This window comes from Streptomyces sp. NPDC050147, from assembly GCF_040660195.1.
Lineage (GTDB): Bacteria > Actinomycetota > Actinomycetes > Streptomycetales > Streptomycetaceae > Streptomyces.
In genome coordinates this window covers 270,388-286,851 of record NZ_JBFALJ010000001.1, presented here as the reverse complement: position 1 = coordinate 286,851, position 16,464 = coordinate 270,388, and the positions used below count along the sequence as shown (strand labels likewise).

Here is a 16,464-nt window from a genome sequence, read left to right as displayed (position 1 = left end):
CTGGGCTCCGCGCCGGTCATTGGGTCGGGCACCCGAGCAGGGGGTGTACCTGACGACACCCCTGTACCTCGCTCTGTGCTTCGGACAGTGGGGGCTTGTGCGGCTGGGTGGGACGGCCCCGGATTTCTAGCGTTGTCCTCGTCATCAACCGGCTTATCCGTTGCTTACTTATGGGGGCGAAACGCCATGAGGCCAAACCTCGCGGCACGACTCGGAGTGTGGAGCGCACACCATCGCAAGACGGCCATCCTCGGCTGGCTGCTCTTCGTCGTGCTCGCCACGACCATCGGCGGGGCCTCGGGCATGGTCACCGCGTCCGACGAAGAGATGGGGGTCGGCGACTCCGGCCGGGCCGCGACGATCCTCAAGGACGCGGGCGTCGAAGAGCCCGCCGGCGAGCTCGTCATGGTCAGCTCCAAGGCCGCGGACGGCTGGCGCGACGCGGCGAGCGACCTCTCCAAGGCGCTGACCGCGACCGGCGAGACACGGGAGATGCAGGCGCCGCTGCCCTCCGAGGACGGCAAGGACGCGCTGCTCCGTTTCGAGATGAAGGGCAAGTCCGACGAGGCGACCGACCGCGTCCAGCCGGTGCTCGACGCCGTCCAGAAGGCGAAGGACGAGGGGGTCTCACACGGCATCTCCGTCTACCAGTTCGGGGACGCCAGCTCCGAGAAGCAGCTCAGCGACCTGCTCTCGGACGACCTCACCAGGGCCGAGTTCACCGCTGTGCCGCTGGCGCTCGGCATCCTCCTGGTCGCCTTCGGTGCCGTGGTCGCGGCGCTGCTGCCCGTAGGGCTCGCGCTGACGGCGTGCGTGGCGGCCTTCGGCCTGCTCTCGCTCGCCAGCCACCAGCTGCACCTCTTCGAGACGACGTACTCGGTGATGTTCCTGATGGGCCTCGCGGTCGGCGTCGACTACTGCCTGTTCTACCTGCGGCGCGAGCGGGACGAGCGGGCGGCCGGACATGACGCCGAGACCGCGCTGCGGATCGCGGCGGCCACCAGCGGGCGCGCCGTCCTTGTCTCAGGACTGACGGTGATGGTCGCGATGGCGGGCATGTTCCTGTCCGGACTCCTGCTCTTCAAGGGCTTCGCGGTCGCCACGATCCTGGTGGTGTTCGTGGCGATGCTGGGCTCGGTGACGGTGCTTCCCGCGCTGCTCTCCGCGCTCGGCGACCGGATCAACGCGGGACGCATCCCCTTCCTCAACCGCAAGGGCAAGAAGGGCACGCACGCCAGCGGCGGCATCGCGGGCAAGCTCCTTCGCCCCGTCCTCGCCAAGCCGAAGTTCTTCGCCGCCGCTTCCGCGGTCCTGCTCCTCGCGCTCGCGGCTCCCGCGCTCGGCATGAAGACCGAACAGCTCGGCCTGGAGAAGCAGTTCGGCTCGGACGCCCCGCTGTCGGTCTCGTTCCGCGAGATCACCGACGAGTTCCCCGGCGGCCCCGCGCCGGCCCAGGTGGTCGTCAAGGCGGACGACGCGGGCGGCATCGAGTCGAAGGAGATGCGGGACGCGCTGGCCGCGGTGGTACGGGAGGCGGGCAAGGGCGCCGAACTCACGGTCCACAAGAGCGCCGGCGTGGCCGAGATCGACGTACCGCTGCCCGGTGACGGCAGTGGCGCGGAGTCCAAGAAGGCGCTGGGCGAGCTGCGGGACGACGTGGTCCCCGCCGCCTTCGACGGCCTGGACGCGGACGCGTACGTCGGCGGCGACCTCGCCTCGTCCGAGGACTTCAGCGACCAGCTCAGCAAGGGCATCGTGCCGGTGTTCGCCTTCATCGCGGCGGTGACGTTCCTGCTGATGCTCTTCAGCTTCCGCTCCGTGGTGATCGCGGTGACGTCCATCGGCCTCAACCTCCTCTCGGTGGGCGCCGCCTACGGCGTGATGACCGCGGTCTTCCAGCACGGCTGGGGCGCGGAGCTGATCGGCTCCGAGCAGGTGGGCGCGATCGAGAACTGGATGCCGCTGTTCGTCCTCGTGGTCCTCTTCGGCCTGTCGATGGACTACCACGTGTTCGTCGTCTCGCGGATCAGTGAGGCGCGGGACCGGGGCCTGGACAACCGGGCGGCGATCCGCGAGGGCATCACACGGACCGCGGGCGCGGTGACGGGTGCGGCGGTGATCATGGTGGCGGTCTTCGCGGTCTTCGGCACCCTGTCCATGCAGGACATGCAGCAGATGGGCGTGGGCCTCGGCGTGGCGGTGCTGCTGGACGCGACGGTCGTGCGGATGGTGCTGCTGCCGTCCCTGATGACGCTCCTGGGCGAGCGGAACTGGCGTACACCGCGGTGGCTCTCGTGGTTGCCGAAGGTCTCGCACGGCGAGGAGCCGGCCCCCTCGGCCGAGGGGGCGCCCCGGCCGGTCCCTTCGGCCGTGCGGTAGCTCTTCGGGGCGTACGGGGGCGTACGGGGGCGTACGGGGGCGTACGGGGGCGAACGGGGCGGCGGCCGGACTGGAAACCTCCAGTCCGGCCGCCGCTCCGTCACTCGTCCCCCGTCAAAGGCCCAGCGCCTTCGCCTCCACCTCGGGGTCGACGCCCTTCGCCCCGCGGTCGTGGCGCTGCGGGGCGACCCCGCCGAGGGACCGCATCCAGGTCCACGTGTCCGCGATCGTCTCCGCCACCGGCCGCGCACGCAGCCCCGCGGCCACCGCCTTCTCCGTCGAGGTGCGGTGCATGGTGTCGTGCAGTTCGCCCGGCGGGAGCCACACCGGGAGCTGCGACCACGGCTCGATGCCGTGCTCCGCGATCACCGCGGGATCGGTCCACCGCAGCTCCACGTCGGCCGCGCCGGCCACGGCCACGCACGCCTCCAGGAACTCCTCCATCGTGGTGTGCGCGATGGGGGAGATGATGTTGTACGGGCCGTGGAGACCCGCGGAGGCGGCGTCCAGGACCCACTCCGCGAGGTCCCGCACGTCGATGTACTGAAGGTCCAACTCCTTCGGCCCCGGCGCCAGTACGGGCCCGCCGCGCGCGACCCGGTTCAGCCACCACGGCAGCCGCCCGACGTTCTCGTACGGACCGAGGATCAGCCCGGCACGGGCGAGCACCGTGCGCTCGGCCCCGAACTCCGCGACCGCCGCGAGCTCCCCGCCCCGCTTGTTCTCCGCGTACGCCACCGAATCCGCGTCGGGATCTCCCTCGACCAGCGGGTAGTCCTCGTCCGAACCCGCCACCCCCGGATACCGGTACACGGAGCCGCTCGACACGTACACATACCGTCCGGCGCGCCCCGCGAGCAGCCGCGCCGACTCCCGCACCACACGCGGCGCCTCCGACCAGGTGTCGACGACGACGTCCCACTCGCCGTCGGCGGCGGCGAGCGCGTCCAGGCCGCCCTCCGCCGTACGGTCGCCGAACAGCGACACCGCACCCGCGGGCGCCTCGTGCTGCCCGCGGTGGAAGACCGTCACCTCCCAGCCACGCGCCAGCGCCGCCTCGACGACGCCCCGTCCCACGAACTGCGTACCACCCAGCATCAGAAGTCTCATGACGGAGACTCTGCACGCTCCGAGCCACCGGGGGAACCGGATTCTGCTGGCGGCAGAGCCCGGCCCACCCCCGGGAAACCCGAGGTCAGCGGGGCGCCGGCGGCGCGTACTTGTAGCCCACCCGCCGCACCGTCTGGATCGTCTGGCGGTGCTCGGCGCCCAGCTTGCGCCGCAGCCGCGCGATGTGGACGTCCACGGTGCGCCCGTCGCCCACATGCCCGTACCCCCACACCGTGTGGACCAACTGGTCGCGCGTGTGCACCCGGTGGGGATGGGCCACGAGGTGCGCGAGCAGCTCGAACTCCAGATACGTGAGGTCGAGGGGGCGGTCGCCGACCCGTGCCGCACGCTGCACGGCGTCGATCCACACGGGACCGCCGGACACCGGCTGCGACGGCTCGGGCCGCAACAGCTCGGGCTCGGTGGCGCGGGGCTCCTGCCCGGCCGGTACGAGGACCAGGTAGCCGATCATCGGCGGCTGTCCCGGCAGCGTGGGCAGCGTGTGCTGGGGCGCGGGCAGCCAGGTCGCGCCCGGCGGCAGGAAGTCGGTGAGCTGCGCCACCTCGTCCGGCGCGACGGCTCGCAGCCGCCCCCGGCCGGGGGCGGCCTGCGGCGGGGCGGTGGCGGTGGCGGCGGTCGAAGCGGTGGATACCGGGAAGGAACGGGAGTTCGCCATGGAAGTCAGCTCTTTCGCGCGAAGGAGTCGTCAGTCGTCGAGGACGTACGTACGTCGTGCGCGTCAGGCGAAGGCCGGGTGAACGGCTTTAGCGGGCCTGCGCGTTCATCGCGCGGCAACACACCCGGTCGAAGTCATGGTGCTGACGGGAAGGCCAGAACGGCTCCAGGTCGTGGTGACGACCCGTCGCGGTGTTCCCGTGGCTGTCCATGACCCCATTGAAGCAGACGGGAGAGTCGGCGGTCGTTCCCTCTCGCACGCTGGTACGCGGAAGGGGGCGCCCACCGATTCGGTGGGCGCCCCCTTCCGGAACGTGCGAGGCACGTGCGAACACCGCGATCAGACCTGGCCGGCCTTCTCCAGGGCGGTGCAGCACGTGTCGACGATCAGCCGCGTCACGACGTACGGGTCGACGTTCGCGTTCGGGCGGCGGTCCTCGATGTAGCCCTTCTGCTCCACCTCGACCTGCCACGGGATGCGGACCGACGCGCCGCGGTCGGAGACGCCGTAGCTGTACTCGTTCCACGGGGCGGTCTCGTGCAGGCCGGTGAGACGATCGTCGATGCCCGCGCCGTAGTTCTTGACGTGGTCCATCGGCTTGGAGCCCTCGCCGAGGGACTCGGCGGCGGTGATGATCGCGTCGTAGCCTTCGCGCATCGCCTTCGTCGAGAAGTTCGTGTGCGCGCCCGCGCCGTTCCAGTCGCCCTTCACCGGCTTCGGGTCGAGCGTGGCCGACACCTTGAAGTCCTCGGCGGTGCGGTAGAGCAGCCAACGGGCGATCCACAGCTGGTCGGAGACCTCGAGCGGCGCGAGCGGGCCGACCTGGAACTCCCACTGGCCGGGCATGACCTCGGCGTTGATGCCGGAGATGCCGAGGCCCGCCTTGAGGCAGTTCTCCAGGTGCGCCTCGACGATGTCACGGCCGAAGATCTCGTCGGCGCCGACACCGCAGTAGTAGCCGCCCTGCGCGGCGGGGAAGCCGCCGACGGGGAAGCCGAGCGGGCGGTCGCCCTCGAAGAAGGTGTACTCCTGCTCGATGCCGAAGATCGGCTCCTGCGAGCCGAACCGCTCCGCGATTTCGGCGAGCGCGGCACGCGTGTTGGACTCGTGCGGCGTCATGTCCGTGTTGAGGACCTCGCACAGCACGAGTACGTCGTCGCCGCCGCGGATCGGGTCCGGGCAGCTGAAGACCGGCTTGAGGACGCGGTCGGAGGCGTGACCCTTGGCCTGGTTGGTGCTGGATCCGTCGAAGCCCCAGTTCGGGAGCTCGGCACCGTCCGTCATGATCTTCGTCTTCGAACGGAGCTTGGCGGTCGGCTCGGTGCCGTCGATCCAGATGTACTCAGCCTTGAAGGTCACGGGGTCCATCCTCTAAACGCTCGGTACGGCGCAGAACGTGCGGGTGCTGCGGTGCCGTGGTGATGCCGCGCAGCCTGCCAACGCGCGATTTCCCGTCCATTGCTCGCATGTGAACCCCGTGTTACCTGCGGTGGTTGTGGCCCAGCTCACTTGATGACGGTGGCCATGACGGCGGCCTACCGGGACATCGCGTCCCGCACCGCCTCCTCCGTGCGTCCCACCACCGCGGTGCCGTCGTCGGCGGTGATGATGGGCCGCTGGATGAGCTTCGGGTGCTCGGCGAGCGCGGTGATCCAGCGGTCGCGGCCGGAGGCGTCGCGGGGCCAGGCCTCGCGGTCCTTGAGGTTCAGCTCCTTGGCGGCGTCCTCCTGGGTGCGCGTGATGTCCCACGGCTCCAGGCCGAGCCGCTCCAGAACGCCGCGGATCTCCTCCTCGGTGGGGACGTCGTCCAGGTAGCGGCGGACGGTGTAGTCGGCGCCCTCCGCGTCGAGCAGCGTGAGCGCGCCACGGCACTTCGAGCAGGCGGGATTGATCCAGATCTCCATGCCGTACACGCTACCCGCGACTCACCCGCGACCCACCCGTCACACGGCCTCAAACACCGTCTGGCCAGCGGCGATTGTCAGTGCCGAGCAGTAGAATTGAAGCAATGTTCGAGGGTTCCCGACGGGGTCCTGATCGCGACAGGAGGATGCCTGTGCCCGCTGCCGCACTCACATCGAAATCGAAGCGCAACGCTTCCCGGCCCGTGCTGATCGACCCGACGTACGCACCACTGGAGAAGCGACCGCTCCCGGCCGGCCGGCCGCGCGAGTGGTACATCACGCACAACCGGCGCCTGAAGGCCATGCGCCTGGCGATAGCCCTGCTCGACTCGGGCGTCTATCTGCCGAACCAAGCCGGCAACACCAGGATCCGCAGCATGGCGGAGGACGTGGGAATCCATCCGCCGTCGGACATCACCTGCCACATGGTGCGCGCCCTGATGCGGTACAGCCGCTGAACCGACGTGCGCGGGCGTACGGGCGGGGCCCAAGGGCCGCCGCCCGTACGCGTGGTTCATGCTGTCCGCATGACTCAGCCGGAATCCGCCCCCACCCAGCAGGAGCCCGCGGACGAGCTGCCGCTGCTCGTCACCGCCCGACTCCCGGACGGTGCCCGGTTTCCCGTCCGCGGCCTGCGCGGGAGCGAGGCCTCGCCGCGCCCCGCGCCGGCCGTCCTGACCCTCCCCGCCATGGGAACCCCCGCCCGCTACTACCGCGCGTTCGCACGCCAGTTGCACGCCGAGGGCCTCACCGCCCTGACCGTGGACATGCGGGGGCAGGGGGAGAGCACACCGCGTGTGACGGACGCGGACGCCCTCGACCACGGCTACGGCACGATCGTGGAGCAGGACCTCGCCGCCGTCGTCGACGCGATACGCGCCGAACTGGGCGCGGAGCCACCGCTGTACCTCCTCGGCCACAGCATGGGCGGCCAACTCGGCCTGGTGTACGCGGCGTTGGGGAAAGGGCCCAGCGTCGACGGGGTCGCCCTCGTCGCCTCGGGCTCCGTCTGGTTCCGGGCGTACGGCCCCCTGCGCGGGCCCCTGCTGCTCGTCGGCGAGCTCTTCGCCGCGGCCACGTCGACGCTGCTCGGCCGGTGGCCGGGCGCCCGGCTCGGCTTCGGCGGCAACCAGCCCAAGGGCGTCATGCGGGACTGGGCACGCCAGGTACGTACGGGCCGCTACTCGTCCCCCGGCTCCCCGCACGACTACGAGGCGGCCCTGCGCACCCTCACGCTGCCCGTCCTCGCGGTCTCCGTCGAGGGTGACACCTTCGCCCCCGTGGCCGCCCTCGACCACCTGCTCGGCAAGGTGCCCGCGGCCCGCGTCACCCGCCTGCGGTACTCCGTGCGCGAGGCGGGCGCCCGCCTCGACCACTTCGTGTGGACGCGGGCGGGAGAAGCGCTGGCCAAGAGGGTGGCGGCATGGGCGGTGGCGGGCGGATGCTGAGGAGCCCGGGGGCGCGTGGGGGATCGCCTGCGGCAGTGAGGTCTTGAGGGCCAAAGGGAGTGCCTCCGGCCCCGCGACCGCCTAGCGGATCTCGTCCGGCACCACGGTCAGCCACCGCTTGTCGGCGGTCACCCGCTGCCCCAACTCCCGCTGCCGGTCGGCGTTCTTCCGCTTCATCCCGTCCAGCTCCTTCATGTACGAGTCCTTGCGGTTGACCCAGACCCGCGCACCGCCGTGCTCCACGTCCGCCGAGTGGAACAGCATCGGGCCGTCGCTCTTCGGGGTGTCGCCGGCCACCAGGACGGGCTTCTTCCACTCGTCGATGTACGTGTTGATGGCCGCGGGCTTGCCCTGGTACCAGGTGAGCGGCGCCCACAGGTTCGGCGTCAGCTCGTGCTTGGCGAGCTTCTTCTGGTCGAAGCGGCCCTCCGCGATCTCCTTGCGGGAGCTGGTGACCTCACCGGTCTTGCGGTCCTTGAGCTGCAGGCCGACGCCTATGACGTTCTCGGGCTTCACGTCGTAGCCGTACTTGGGGTCGGAGAGGACCATGCGTACGAGATCCTCGCTGGCCGCGCTGACGACGTACACCTCGATCCCGTGCTTGCGCAGCGACGCGTGGAGCTCCTGCATGCCGGTGAAGAACTCGGGCGGCTTCACCTCGGTCTTCGTCAGCTTGCCGTCCTCGTAGTACTCGGCGGGGATCGGCTTGCCGTGGGCGAGGAGTTCGTCGACGTACCCCTTGAGCTCCTTCAGCGTGAAACCGGAGAAGATCTGCGCGACCCACGGGTAGCAGACCTGGTCATCGACCTCGCAGAGCCGGTTGTAGTAGCTGTAGAGGCTCTCCTTGTGCTTCGCCGTGTCCTTGAAGGGGATGATCTTCAGCGACGGGTCCATCGTCTTGCGCGTCAGCACCCCCTTCATCTCCAGGAAGGGCAGGAGTGACTCCTCCAGGTCGTTGCGGTACGTCGTGTTGTCCGCGTCGAAGACGGCGTACGCGCCCTTGTGGTCGTTCTTCGCGATGACCTTGCCCAGCTTCTTCGCGACCGGCTTGGGCCAGTGCTTCAGCTCGGACGTCGCGATCTTCGCCGTCCTCGCCGTCTTCGCGGAGGCGTCGGAGGCCGTCGCGTCCGTGCTCGGCCAGAGCGCCGTGCCCGCGAGGACCGCCGCGGTGAGCGCGCCCGCCGTGCCGATGACGGCCGGCTTGCCCTTTACCTTTGATGCCATGGTTCTGTGCCCCCTGAGAGCGGTCTGCGCCCCGTCCGGAGCGGCGGGTCATCGTATGAGGTCACACCGCGGATTCCCATGATCGATATCACTGGACGGAACGGGCATGGGACCTCTGCGCACGGGTAGGGGAAGCGGACGCCCGCTACTCCTTCGGTCCCGTTCCGGCACGCCCGCGCGCCTGCTTCGGAGCGTCGCCCAACGCATACTGGAAGGCATGGAGAGCGTCTCCCGGGAGTTCGTGCGGGCCAGCCCGCGGCTCGACGGCATGGTGGTGTCCGCCGTCGGCTACCGCACGCGGGGCGAGCGGCCCGGCCTGCACCGCGGCCTGCCGTCCCCGTACCTGACGCTGATCTTCTCCCTCGACGGCCCCGTCGTCACCGGCCCCACCCCCGAGCAGGCGGGCGGCCGCGACGCCGACCGCACGGACATCGTCCTCGGCGGCCTCCACCAGTCCCCGGCGTACGTCGTACGGCCCGAGCACGAGGCGGGCATCCAGCTCGCCGTGCACCCGCTCGCCGCCCGCGCCCTGCTCGGCGTACCGGCCGCGGAACTCGCCGGTGAGCTGGTGACGCCCGGCGCCGAGGTGCTGGGGCGCCGCGCCGCGGATCTGCGGGAGCTGCTGTGCGAGCAGGGCGGCTGGGAGGAGCGGTTCGCCTCGCTGACCGCCTACTTGAGGCAGCGCGCCGCGTCCGACGCCTCCGGCGGCTCCGTACGGCCCGAGGTCGCCGAGGCCTGGGCCTGGCTGGCCCGGCACCAGGGGACGGGCACCCTGCGCGGGCTCTCCCGGCATGTCGCGCTCAGCGAACGGCGCCTCACCACGCTCTTCCGCGCCGAGACGGGCCTGAGCCCCAAGCAGGCAGGGCGCCTGATGCGTTTCCAGCGCGCGCGGAACGCCGTCGTACGCCCCGTCGCGGCGGGCGCCGCCCCCGACCTGGCCCGCGTCGCCGCCGACTGCGGCTACTACGACCACTCCCACCTGGTGCGGGACTTCCGGCAGTACACCGGCGCAAGCCCCAGCGCCTGGCTGGCCGAAGAGTGCCGGAATATCCAAGCCGGGAGCTATGGCGGGGGCGAAGAGTAGGAGCCATGAACACCACCGAGAAGCAGCAGAAGCCCCAGTCCGCCTCCACCGCTACGCCCGCCACCACCGCCACCTCCGCCGGGCGCGCCCCCGATGTCTGGCCGACCCTCCAGGCGCATGACGCCCCCGCCCTGATCGACTTCCTGGTCGGCACGGTCGGCTTCCTGCGCACCGCCGTCTACGAGGACGGCGACCGGGTGGCCCACGCCGAGCTCGACTGGCCCGAAGGCGGCGCGATCATGCTCGGCTCGTACGACGAGAAGTCCCAGGCCTGGTGCCTGAAGCCGGGCACCTTCGGCGCGTACGTCGTCACCGACCGCGTGGACGACCTCTACCAGCGGCTCAGCGCCGCGGGGGTCGAGATCATCCGCGAGATCGAGGATCAGCCGTACGGCAGCCGGGAGTTCGGGATCGCCGACCCCGAGGGCAACAAGTGGTCCTTCGGCACCTACCGCGGCGCACCGAGGCCCGAGCAGCCGTCCTGACCTCGCGTGATAGCTTGCGCACGCCAGTCAACCCACACCAGGGCCAGGGAATCCGGTGCGAATCCGGAACTGACGCGCAGCGGTGAGGGGGAACGGGCGGGGCCACGGCCACTGGGCGTCCACGGACGCCTGGGAAGGCGCCCCGCCCGGCCGATCCCCGAGTCCGAAGACCTGCTGGCACCTTCGTCCGCACACCGGGCGGCGGAGGTGACGAAGCAGGCCAGGCTCCGCGTATGAGCCGTGAGACTCAAGGGATCGTGTGTCCTCCACCGCCCGTCGTGTACGTGTCCCCATGCTCATCGGCGTGGCCCTCGCCACCACGCTGACCTCCTGCGGAGGCAGCCCGTCGACCGCTTCCGGCGGGGGCGGGAAAGCCGCGGGCTACCCGCTGACTCTCGCCTCCTGCGGCCAGCAGGCGGAGATCGAGGCGCCGCCGCGGCGGGCCGTCTCCCTCGACCAGGGCTCCACGGAGATCCTGCTCTCCCTCGGCCTCGCGGACCGCATGGCCGGCACCGGAACCTGGACGGACCCGGTGCTCGAGGGGCTTGAGAAGGACAACGCCAAGGTCGACCGGCTCGCCGACAGCTACCCCTCCTTCGAGAAGGTCCTCGCCGAGGAACCGGACTTCGTCACCGCCTCCTTCCTGGCGACGGTCAGCAAGGGCGGCGTCGCCGACCGCGCCAAGTTCGCCGAACTCGGCGTACCCGCCTATGTCTCGCCCTCCGACTGCGCGGGCAAGGACAACAGCGGCGACGGCGACGGCAGCCGCGTCAAGACGCTGACCATGGACACCGTCTACGGCGAAGTACGGGCCCTGGCCAAGGCCTTCGGGGTCGAGAAGCGCGGCGAACGCCTGGTCGCGGACCTCAAGAGCCGGGTGGCGAAGGCCACCAGGACCATCAAGGACACCGACGCGTCCGACACGACGCTCCTCTACTGGTTCGCCAACTCCGACGCCCCCTACATCGCGGGCTGCTGCGGAGCACCGGGCATCATCACCCGCGAACTGGGCGTGAAGAACGTCTTCGACGACACCCGCGAGGAGTGGCCCCAGATCAACTGGGAGACGGTGGCCGACCGCGACCCCGACGTCCTGGTCATCGGCGACCTCACCCGCAAGTCGCAGACGGCCGAGAGCGCGAAGAAGAAGATCGAGTTCCTGGAGTCCAACCCGGTCACCAAGAACCTCACCGCCGTGAAGAAGAAGCGGTACGTGCTCCTGAGCGGCCAGGCCATGAACCCCACGATCCGCACGGTGGACGGCGTGGAACAAGTCGCTGACGCGTTGCGCGAGTTCGGGCTCGCCAAGTGAGGGGTGCCGTCGGCGTCCCGGGCGGCATACGTCACGTCGCGCTCTGGACGGCGGGGGTCGCCGCCCTCGCGCTCTCCGTGGCCGTGGCCGTCACCATCGGCCCCGCCGACATCTCCGTACCGGACGTGTGGTCGGCGGTCGCGGCGCACCTCGGCCAAGGAGAGGCGAAGCTGACGCCCATCCGGGACGGCATCGTCTGGAACCTGCGCATGCCGCGCACGCTCCTCGCGGCGGTCTGCGGCGCGGGCCTCGCGGTCTGCGGAACCGTCCTCCAGTCCCTGCTGCGCAACCCGCTCGCCGACCCCTTCGTGCTCGGCGTCTCCTCGGGGGCGTCCACGGGCGCGGTCGCGATCGTCGTCCTGGGGATCGGCGGGGGAGCGGTGTCGGTCTCGGCGGGCGCCTTCGTCGGGGCCCTCGTCTCCTTCGCGCTCGTGCTGCTGCTCAGCCACAGCCTGGGCGGCAGTGCCGACAGGGTGGTCCTGTCCGGGGTGGCGGCGATGCAGCTCTTCTCCTCGCTCACCTCGTTCGTGATCCTGACGTCGGGCGACGCGGAGACGACGCGGAGTGTCCTGTTCTGGCTGCTCGGCTCGTTGAGCGGGGTGGGCTGGACGGACGTCTGGCTGTGTGCGGCGGTGCTCTTCGTGGCCCTCGCCGTCTGCCTGACGCAGGCCCGCACGCTGGACGCGTTCGCGTTCGGCCAGGACGCGGCGGCGACGCTGGGCGTCCACGTGGCCCGTGTCCGTCTCGTACTCCTCGTCACCACGGCCCTGCTGACGGCGGCGCTGGTCAGCAGCGCGGGCGCCATCGGTTTCGTGGGCCTGGTCCTGCCGCACGCGGCCCGCGCCCTCGTCGGCTCCGGGCACGCACGCCTGCTTCCGGTCACGGCGCTCGCGGGCGCGGTGTTCCTCGTGTGGGTGGACACGCTGGCCCGCACGGTCCTCGACCCCCAGGAGGTCCCCGTCGGCGTGGTGACGTCCCTGATCGGCGTCCCGGCGTTCGTCCTGGTCCTCTACCGCACGAGGAAGACGCCATGACCCCGCACACCGGCTCCGGCCTACGGGCGGACCGCGTCACCAGGACAGCCGCCGGTCACCTCATCATCGACGGGGTGACCCTGGCCCCGCCCCCCGGAGCCACGGTCGGCCTGCTGGGCCCGAACGGCTCGGGCAAATCAACTCTGCTGCGCATCCTGGCGGGCGTGCTGGCCCCGACATCGGGAGTGGTCACGCTGGACGGCGACCCGCTGCGTGACGTGGGCCGCCGCACGGTGGCACGCAGGGTGGCGGTGGTGGACCAGGAGGCCACCACGCAGGTCGAACTGTCGGTGGAGGAGGTCGTACGCCTGGGCCGCATCCCGCACCGCAGGGCATGGTCCCCGCCCACGCCCGAGGACGACGAGGCGGTCCAGGAAGCACTGACCCGCACGGGCCTGACCGACAGGGCGGCCCAGTCCTGGCACACACTTTCCGGCGGCGAACGCCAACGGGTCCAGATAGCGAGGGCCTTGGCCCAGGCCCCCCGGGAACTCCTCCTGGACGAACCGACGAACCACCTGGACATCCAGCACCAGCTCGACCTCCTGGCCCTGGTCTCGGACCTCCCCCTGACCAGCGTGATAGCCCTGCACGACCTGAACCTGGCGGCCATGTTCTGCGACCACGTACTGGTCCTGCGCGAGGGAGCGGCACACGCGTCGGGCACACCGACCGAGGTGCTCACGGAGGAACTGATAGCGAAGGTGTACGGAGTCCGAGCCCAGGTCACCCACCACCCCACGGAACCCCACCCCTCCATCCGCTTTTTGCGCGCGTGAGCCCCACGACGAAGGCCGTCGGCCGTGTCCTCCCGGGAAGGGGGAACACGGCCGACGGCCCGAAGACGTCCCAGGGGAGCGAAGACCGCTCTGACCTGTGGCGTTCTTAGATGTCGAAGTACAGCTCGAACTCGTGCGGGTGCGGGCGCAGCTGGATCGGGGCGATCTCGTTCGTCCGCTTGTAGTCGATCCACGTCTCGATGAGGTCGGGGGTGAAGACACCGCCGGCCAGGAGGTACTCGTGGTCCGCCTCGAGGGCGTCGAGGACGGCCGGGAGGGAGGTCGGGACCTGGGCGACGCCCGCGTGCTCCTCGGGGGCCAGCTCGTAGAGGTCCTTGTCGATCGGCTCCGGCGGCTCGATCTTGTTCTTGACGCCGTCGAGGCCGGCCATCAGGAGCGCCGAGAACGCCAGGTACGGGTTCGAGGACGGGTCCGGCGCGCGGAACTCGACGCGCTTGGCCTTCGGGTTCGAGCCCGTGATCGGGATGCGCATGGCCGCCGAGCGGTTGCGCTGCGAGTAGACCATGTTGACCGGGGCCTCGAAGCCCGGAACCAGGCGGTGGTACGAGTTCACCGTCGGGTTCGTGAAGGCGAGCAGCGAGGGGGCGTGCTTGAGGATGCCGCCGATGTAGTAGCGGGCGATGTCCGACAGGCCCGCGTAGCCCTGCTCGTCGTAGAAGAGCGGGTCGCCGCCCGCCCACAGCGACTGGTGGACGTGCATGCCCGAGCCGTTGTCACCGAAGATCGGCTTCGGCATGAAGGTCGCGGTCTTGCCGTTGCGCCAGGCGACGTTCTTCACGACGTACTTGAAGAGCATCAGGTCGTCGGCCGCGGCGAGCAGCGTGTTGAACTTGTAGTTGATCTCGGCCTGGCCGGCCGTGCCGACCTCGTGGTGCTGGCGCTCGACCTGGAGGCCGTTCTTGTCCAGCTCCAGGGAGATCTCGGCACGCAGGTCGGCGAAGTGGTCCACCGGCGGGGTCGGGAAGTAGCCGCCCTTGTAGCGGACCTTGTAGCCACGGTTGTTCTCGACCGCACCGGTGTTCCAGGCGCCGGCCTCGGAGTCGATGTGGTAGAAGCTCTCGTTCGCCGACGTCTGGAAGCGGACGTTGTCGAAGACGTAGAACTCGGCCTCGGGACCGAAGTACGCGGTGTCCGCGATGCCGGTGGACGCGAGGTAGGCCTCGGCCTTCTTGGCGATGTTCCGCGGGTCACGGCTGTACTGCTCGCCCGTGATCGGGTCGTGGATGAAGAAGTTGATGTTGACGGTCTTGTCGCGGCGGAAGGGGTCGACCCGGGCGGTCGACAGGTCCGCGCGCAGCGCCATGTCGGACTCGTGGATGGCCTGGAAGCCGCGGATCGACGAACCGTCGAAGGCGAGCTCCTCGTTCGGGTCGAACGCCGCTGCCGGGATCGTGAAGTGCTGCATCACTCCGGGCAGGTCGCAGAACCGGACATCTACGAACTTCACGTCCTCGTCCGCGATGAACTTCTTTGCGTCGTCGGCGTTCTGGAACATCCAACTCCTCCTACTCCCGGCCCCCAGCGGGGACGGGGTTGCAGCTCGTTGTGCGGCCAGTGCGGTGGCACACGCTGGGACCCGACCATAGGGACGGGGGATTTCTCAAGCATGACCCATTTGTTTCGCCGAAGTTAACCGAGGCGGGTTCGGGCCAGGTGTCATTCGCCCTACCCCGCCCGTCCTCGTACGAAATCGGGCGCAGTACCGTGGACGGGTGGACAACAGGCAAGCAATCGGATCGTGGCTCTCCGGCCCTCGTGCGGCGGCGGAGGAAGCGGGTGTCGACTTCGGGTATCGGGGCGAGCAGCTCGGCCTGCCGGAGGAGGGGCCGGGATCGATCGCGCGGCCCGGACGGCGCATGGGCGCCGTCATCATCGACTGGGCCTTGTGCATGCTCATCGCATACGGCCTGTTCGCTCGCGGTGACCAGCAGGCGATGGGCAACTGGGCGCTGGGAATCTTCTTCGTCATGAACGTTCTGACGGTCGGCACGGTCGGCTGCACTCCCGGCAAGGCGCTCTTCAGGCTGCGGGTCATCGCCGAGGGCGGCGGCCGGCTCGGCATCGGCCGTGTCCTCGTCCGCAGCGTGCTGCTCTGCGTGGCCGTCCCGGCGCTGATCTGGGACCGCGACGGCCGCGGCCTGCACGACCGTCTCGGCCGCGCCATGCAGGTACGGATCTGAGCTCGTACGAACCTCGAAGGCGAACGAACCTCGAAGGCGAACGAACGAAGGCCCCGGAACCGATCGGTTCCGGGGCCTTCGTCGACGTAGAGACGGGGAGCTAGCGCATCTTCGGGCCACCGCGAGGCATGCGCATGCCCTTCGGCATCGGCCCCTTCGGGAGCGGCATGTTGCTCATCAGGTCGCCCATCGCGCGCAGCCGGTCGTTGGTCGCCGTGACCTGCGGGCCCTGGAGGACGCGGGGCAGCTTCAGAAGCGTCGTACGCAGCTTCTTCAGCGGAACCTGGCCCTCGCCGGTGCCGACGATGACGTCATGGACCGGGACGTCCGAGACGACACGCGCCATCCGCCTCTTCTCGGCGGCCAGCAGGCTCTTCACCCGGTTCGGGTTGCCCTCGGCGACGAGCACGATGCCGGCCTTGCCGACCGTGCGGTGCACGACGTCCTGGCTGCGGTTCATCGCCACCGCCGGAGTCGTCGTCCAGCCACGGCCGATCTTGTCGAGCACCGCGGCCGCCGCACCGGGCTGGCCCTCCATCTGCCCGAAGGCCGCACGCTCAGCCCTGCGCCCGAAGACGATCGCCATCGCGAGGAAGGCGAGCACGAAGCCGAGAATGCCGAGATAGATCGGGTGACCGATCAAGAAGCCGATCGCGAGGAAGGCACCGAAGGTGACGATCCCCACAGCCGCGATGACAAGACCGATCCGCGGATCGGCCTTGCGGGTCATCTTGTAGGTCAGGGCGATCTGCTTGAGTCGCCCGGGGTTCGCGGCGTCCGCCGCGGTTTCCTTCCTCGCCATGCCGTGAAGTCTACGTGTCCCTGGAA

17 protein-coding genes and 1 riboswitch are annotated in these 16,464 nt (G+C 70.2%); of the genes, 9 read left to right on the top strand and 8 right to left on the bottom strand.

The window, feature by feature from the left end:
* Positions 1–186 precede the first annotated feature (186 nt).
* The gene (locus tag AB0I94_RS01305; RefSeq protein WP_363307294.1) at positions 187–2,379 is read left to right on the top strand and encodes an MMPL family transporter; all 2,193 of its coding nucleotides are present in this window, start codon (positions 187–189) and stop codon (positions 2,377–2,379) included.
* Positions 2,380–2,493: 114 nt separating this feature from the next.
* Here the strand turns inward: AB0I94_RS01305 and AB0I94_RS01300 are convergent, their stop codons facing one another.
* From AB0I94_RS01300 to AB0I94_RS01280, 5 genes are all read right to left on the bottom strand, one after another.
* Entirely contained in the window at positions 2,494–3,489 is a 996-nt protein-coding gene (locus AB0I94_RS01300; RefSeq protein WP_363307293.1) for an NAD-dependent epimerase/dehydratase family protein, read from the bottom strand.
* 85 nt (positions 3,490–3,574) lie between these two features.
* Positions 3,575–4,165, bottom strand: coding sequence for a winged helix-turn-helix domain-containing protein (locus tag AB0I94_RS01295; RefSeq protein WP_363307292.1), 591 nt, complete (start codon positions 4,163–4,165; stop codon positions 3,575–3,577).
* Positions 4,166–4,253: 88 nt separating this feature from the next.
* Complete coding sequence (locus AB0I94_RS01290; RefSeq protein ID WP_363307718.1) at positions 4,254–4,454, bottom strand: hypothetical protein; 201 nt, start codon at positions 4,452–4,454, stop codon at positions 4,254–4,256.
* Between the two features lie 50 nt (positions 4,455–4,504).
* Positions 4,505–5,524 (bottom strand): glutamine synthetase, encoded by a 1,020-nt coding sequence (glnII, locus tag AB0I94_RS01285; protein ID WP_363307291.1) that lies wholly within the window; start codon positions 5,522–5,524, stop codon positions 4,505–4,507.
* Between the two features lie 176 nt (positions 5,525–5,700).
* The gene (locus AB0I94_RS01280; protein WP_363307290.1) at positions 5,701–6,069 is read right to left on the bottom strand and encodes an arsenate reductase family protein; all 369 of its coding nucleotides are present in this window, start codon (positions 6,067–6,069) and stop codon (positions 5,701–5,703) included.
* Positions 6,070–6,221: 152 nt separating this feature from the next.
* On the opposite strand from AB0I94_RS01280, the gene AB0I94_RS01275 reads away from it, so the two are divergent.
* Both AB0I94_RS01275 and AB0I94_RS01270 read left to right on the top strand, forming a co-directional pair.
* Positions 6,222–6,527 carry a hypothetical protein gene (locus AB0I94_RS01275; protein WP_363307289.1) on the top strand — a complete coding sequence of 102 codons (306 nt, stop codon included), beginning with the start codon at positions 6,222–6,224 and terminating at the stop codon, positions 6,525–6,527.
* Positions 6,528–6,596: 69 nt separating this feature from the next.
* Entirely contained in the window at positions 6,597–7,517 is a 921-nt protein-coding gene (locus tag AB0I94_RS01270) for an alpha/beta fold hydrolase (RefSeq protein ID WP_363307288.1), read from the top strand.
* Positions 7,518–7,598: 81 nt separating this feature from the next.
* Here the strand turns inward: AB0I94_RS01270 and AB0I94_RS01265 are convergent, their stop codons facing one another.
* Entirely contained in the window at positions 7,599–8,741 is a 1,143-nt protein-coding gene (locus tag AB0I94_RS01265; RefSeq protein ID WP_363307287.1) for a haloacid dehalogenase-like hydrolase, read from the bottom strand.
* A 217-nt stretch (positions 8,742–8,958) separates the two neighbouring features.
* Here AB0I94_RS01265 and AB0I94_RS01260 point away from each other — a divergent pair, with 217 nt between their 5' ends.
* The 5 genes from AB0I94_RS01260 (at position 8,959) to AB0I94_RS01240 (ending at position 13,435) form a co-directional block, all read left to right on the top strand.
* Complete coding sequence (locus AB0I94_RS01260; protein WP_363307286.1) at positions 8,959–9,825, top strand: helix-turn-helix domain-containing protein; 867 nt, start codon at positions 8,959–8,961, stop codon at positions 9,823–9,825.
* 5 nt (positions 9,826–9,830) lie between these two features.
* Positions 9,831–10,310 carry a VOC family protein gene (locus AB0I94_RS01255; protein ID WP_363307285.1) on the top strand — a complete coding sequence of 160 codons (480 nt, stop codon included), beginning with the start codon at positions 9,831–9,833 and terminating at the stop codon, positions 10,308–10,310.
* Positions 10,311–10,317: 7 nt separating this feature from the next.
* Positions 10,318–10,504, top strand: a riboswitch (cobalamin riboswitch).
* Positions 10,505–10,602: 98 nt separating this feature from the next.
* Entirely contained in the window at positions 10,603–11,622 is a 1,020-nt protein-coding gene (locus AB0I94_RS01250) for an ABC transporter substrate-binding protein (RefSeq protein ID WP_363307717.1), read from the top strand.
* Positions 11,619–12,656 carry an iron chelate uptake ABC transporter family permease subunit gene (locus tag AB0I94_RS01245; RefSeq protein WP_363307284.1) on the top strand — a complete coding sequence of 346 codons (1,038 nt, stop codon included), beginning with the start codon at positions 11,619–11,621 and terminating at the stop codon, positions 12,654–12,656. Before AB0I94_RS01250 ends, AB0I94_RS01245 begins: the two co-directional genes overlap by 4 nt.
* Entirely contained in the window at positions 12,653–13,435 is a 783-nt protein-coding gene (locus tag AB0I94_RS01240; RefSeq protein WP_363307283.1) for an ABC transporter ATP-binding protein, read from the top strand. Before AB0I94_RS01245 ends, AB0I94_RS01240 begins: the two co-directional genes overlap by 4 nt.
* Before the next feature lie 106 nt (positions 13,436–13,541).
* Here the strand turns inward: AB0I94_RS01240 and glnA are convergent, their stop codons facing one another.
* Positions 13,542–14,951, bottom strand: a complete 1,410-nt coding sequence (glnA, locus tag AB0I94_RS01235) for a type I glutamate--ammonia ligase (protein ID WP_363307282.1) — start codon at positions 14,949–14,951, stop codon at positions 13,542–13,544.
* A gap of 217 nt (positions 14,952–15,168) precedes the next feature.
* Here glnA and AB0I94_RS01230 point away from each other — a divergent pair, with 217 nt between their 5' ends.
* Entirely contained in the window at positions 15,169–15,636 is a 468-nt protein-coding gene (locus AB0I94_RS01230) for an RDD family protein (protein WP_363307281.1), read from the top strand.
* A gap of 100 nt (positions 15,637–15,736) precedes the next feature.
* On the opposite strand, the gene AB0I94_RS01225 is transcribed toward AB0I94_RS01230, so the two are convergent.
* Positions 15,737–16,438 (bottom strand): DUF4191 domain-containing protein, encoded by a 702-nt coding sequence (locus tag AB0I94_RS01225; protein WP_363307280.1) that lies wholly within the window; start codon positions 16,436–16,438, stop codon positions 15,737–15,739.
* Between the last annotated feature and the right edge of the window lie 26 nt (positions 16,439–16,464).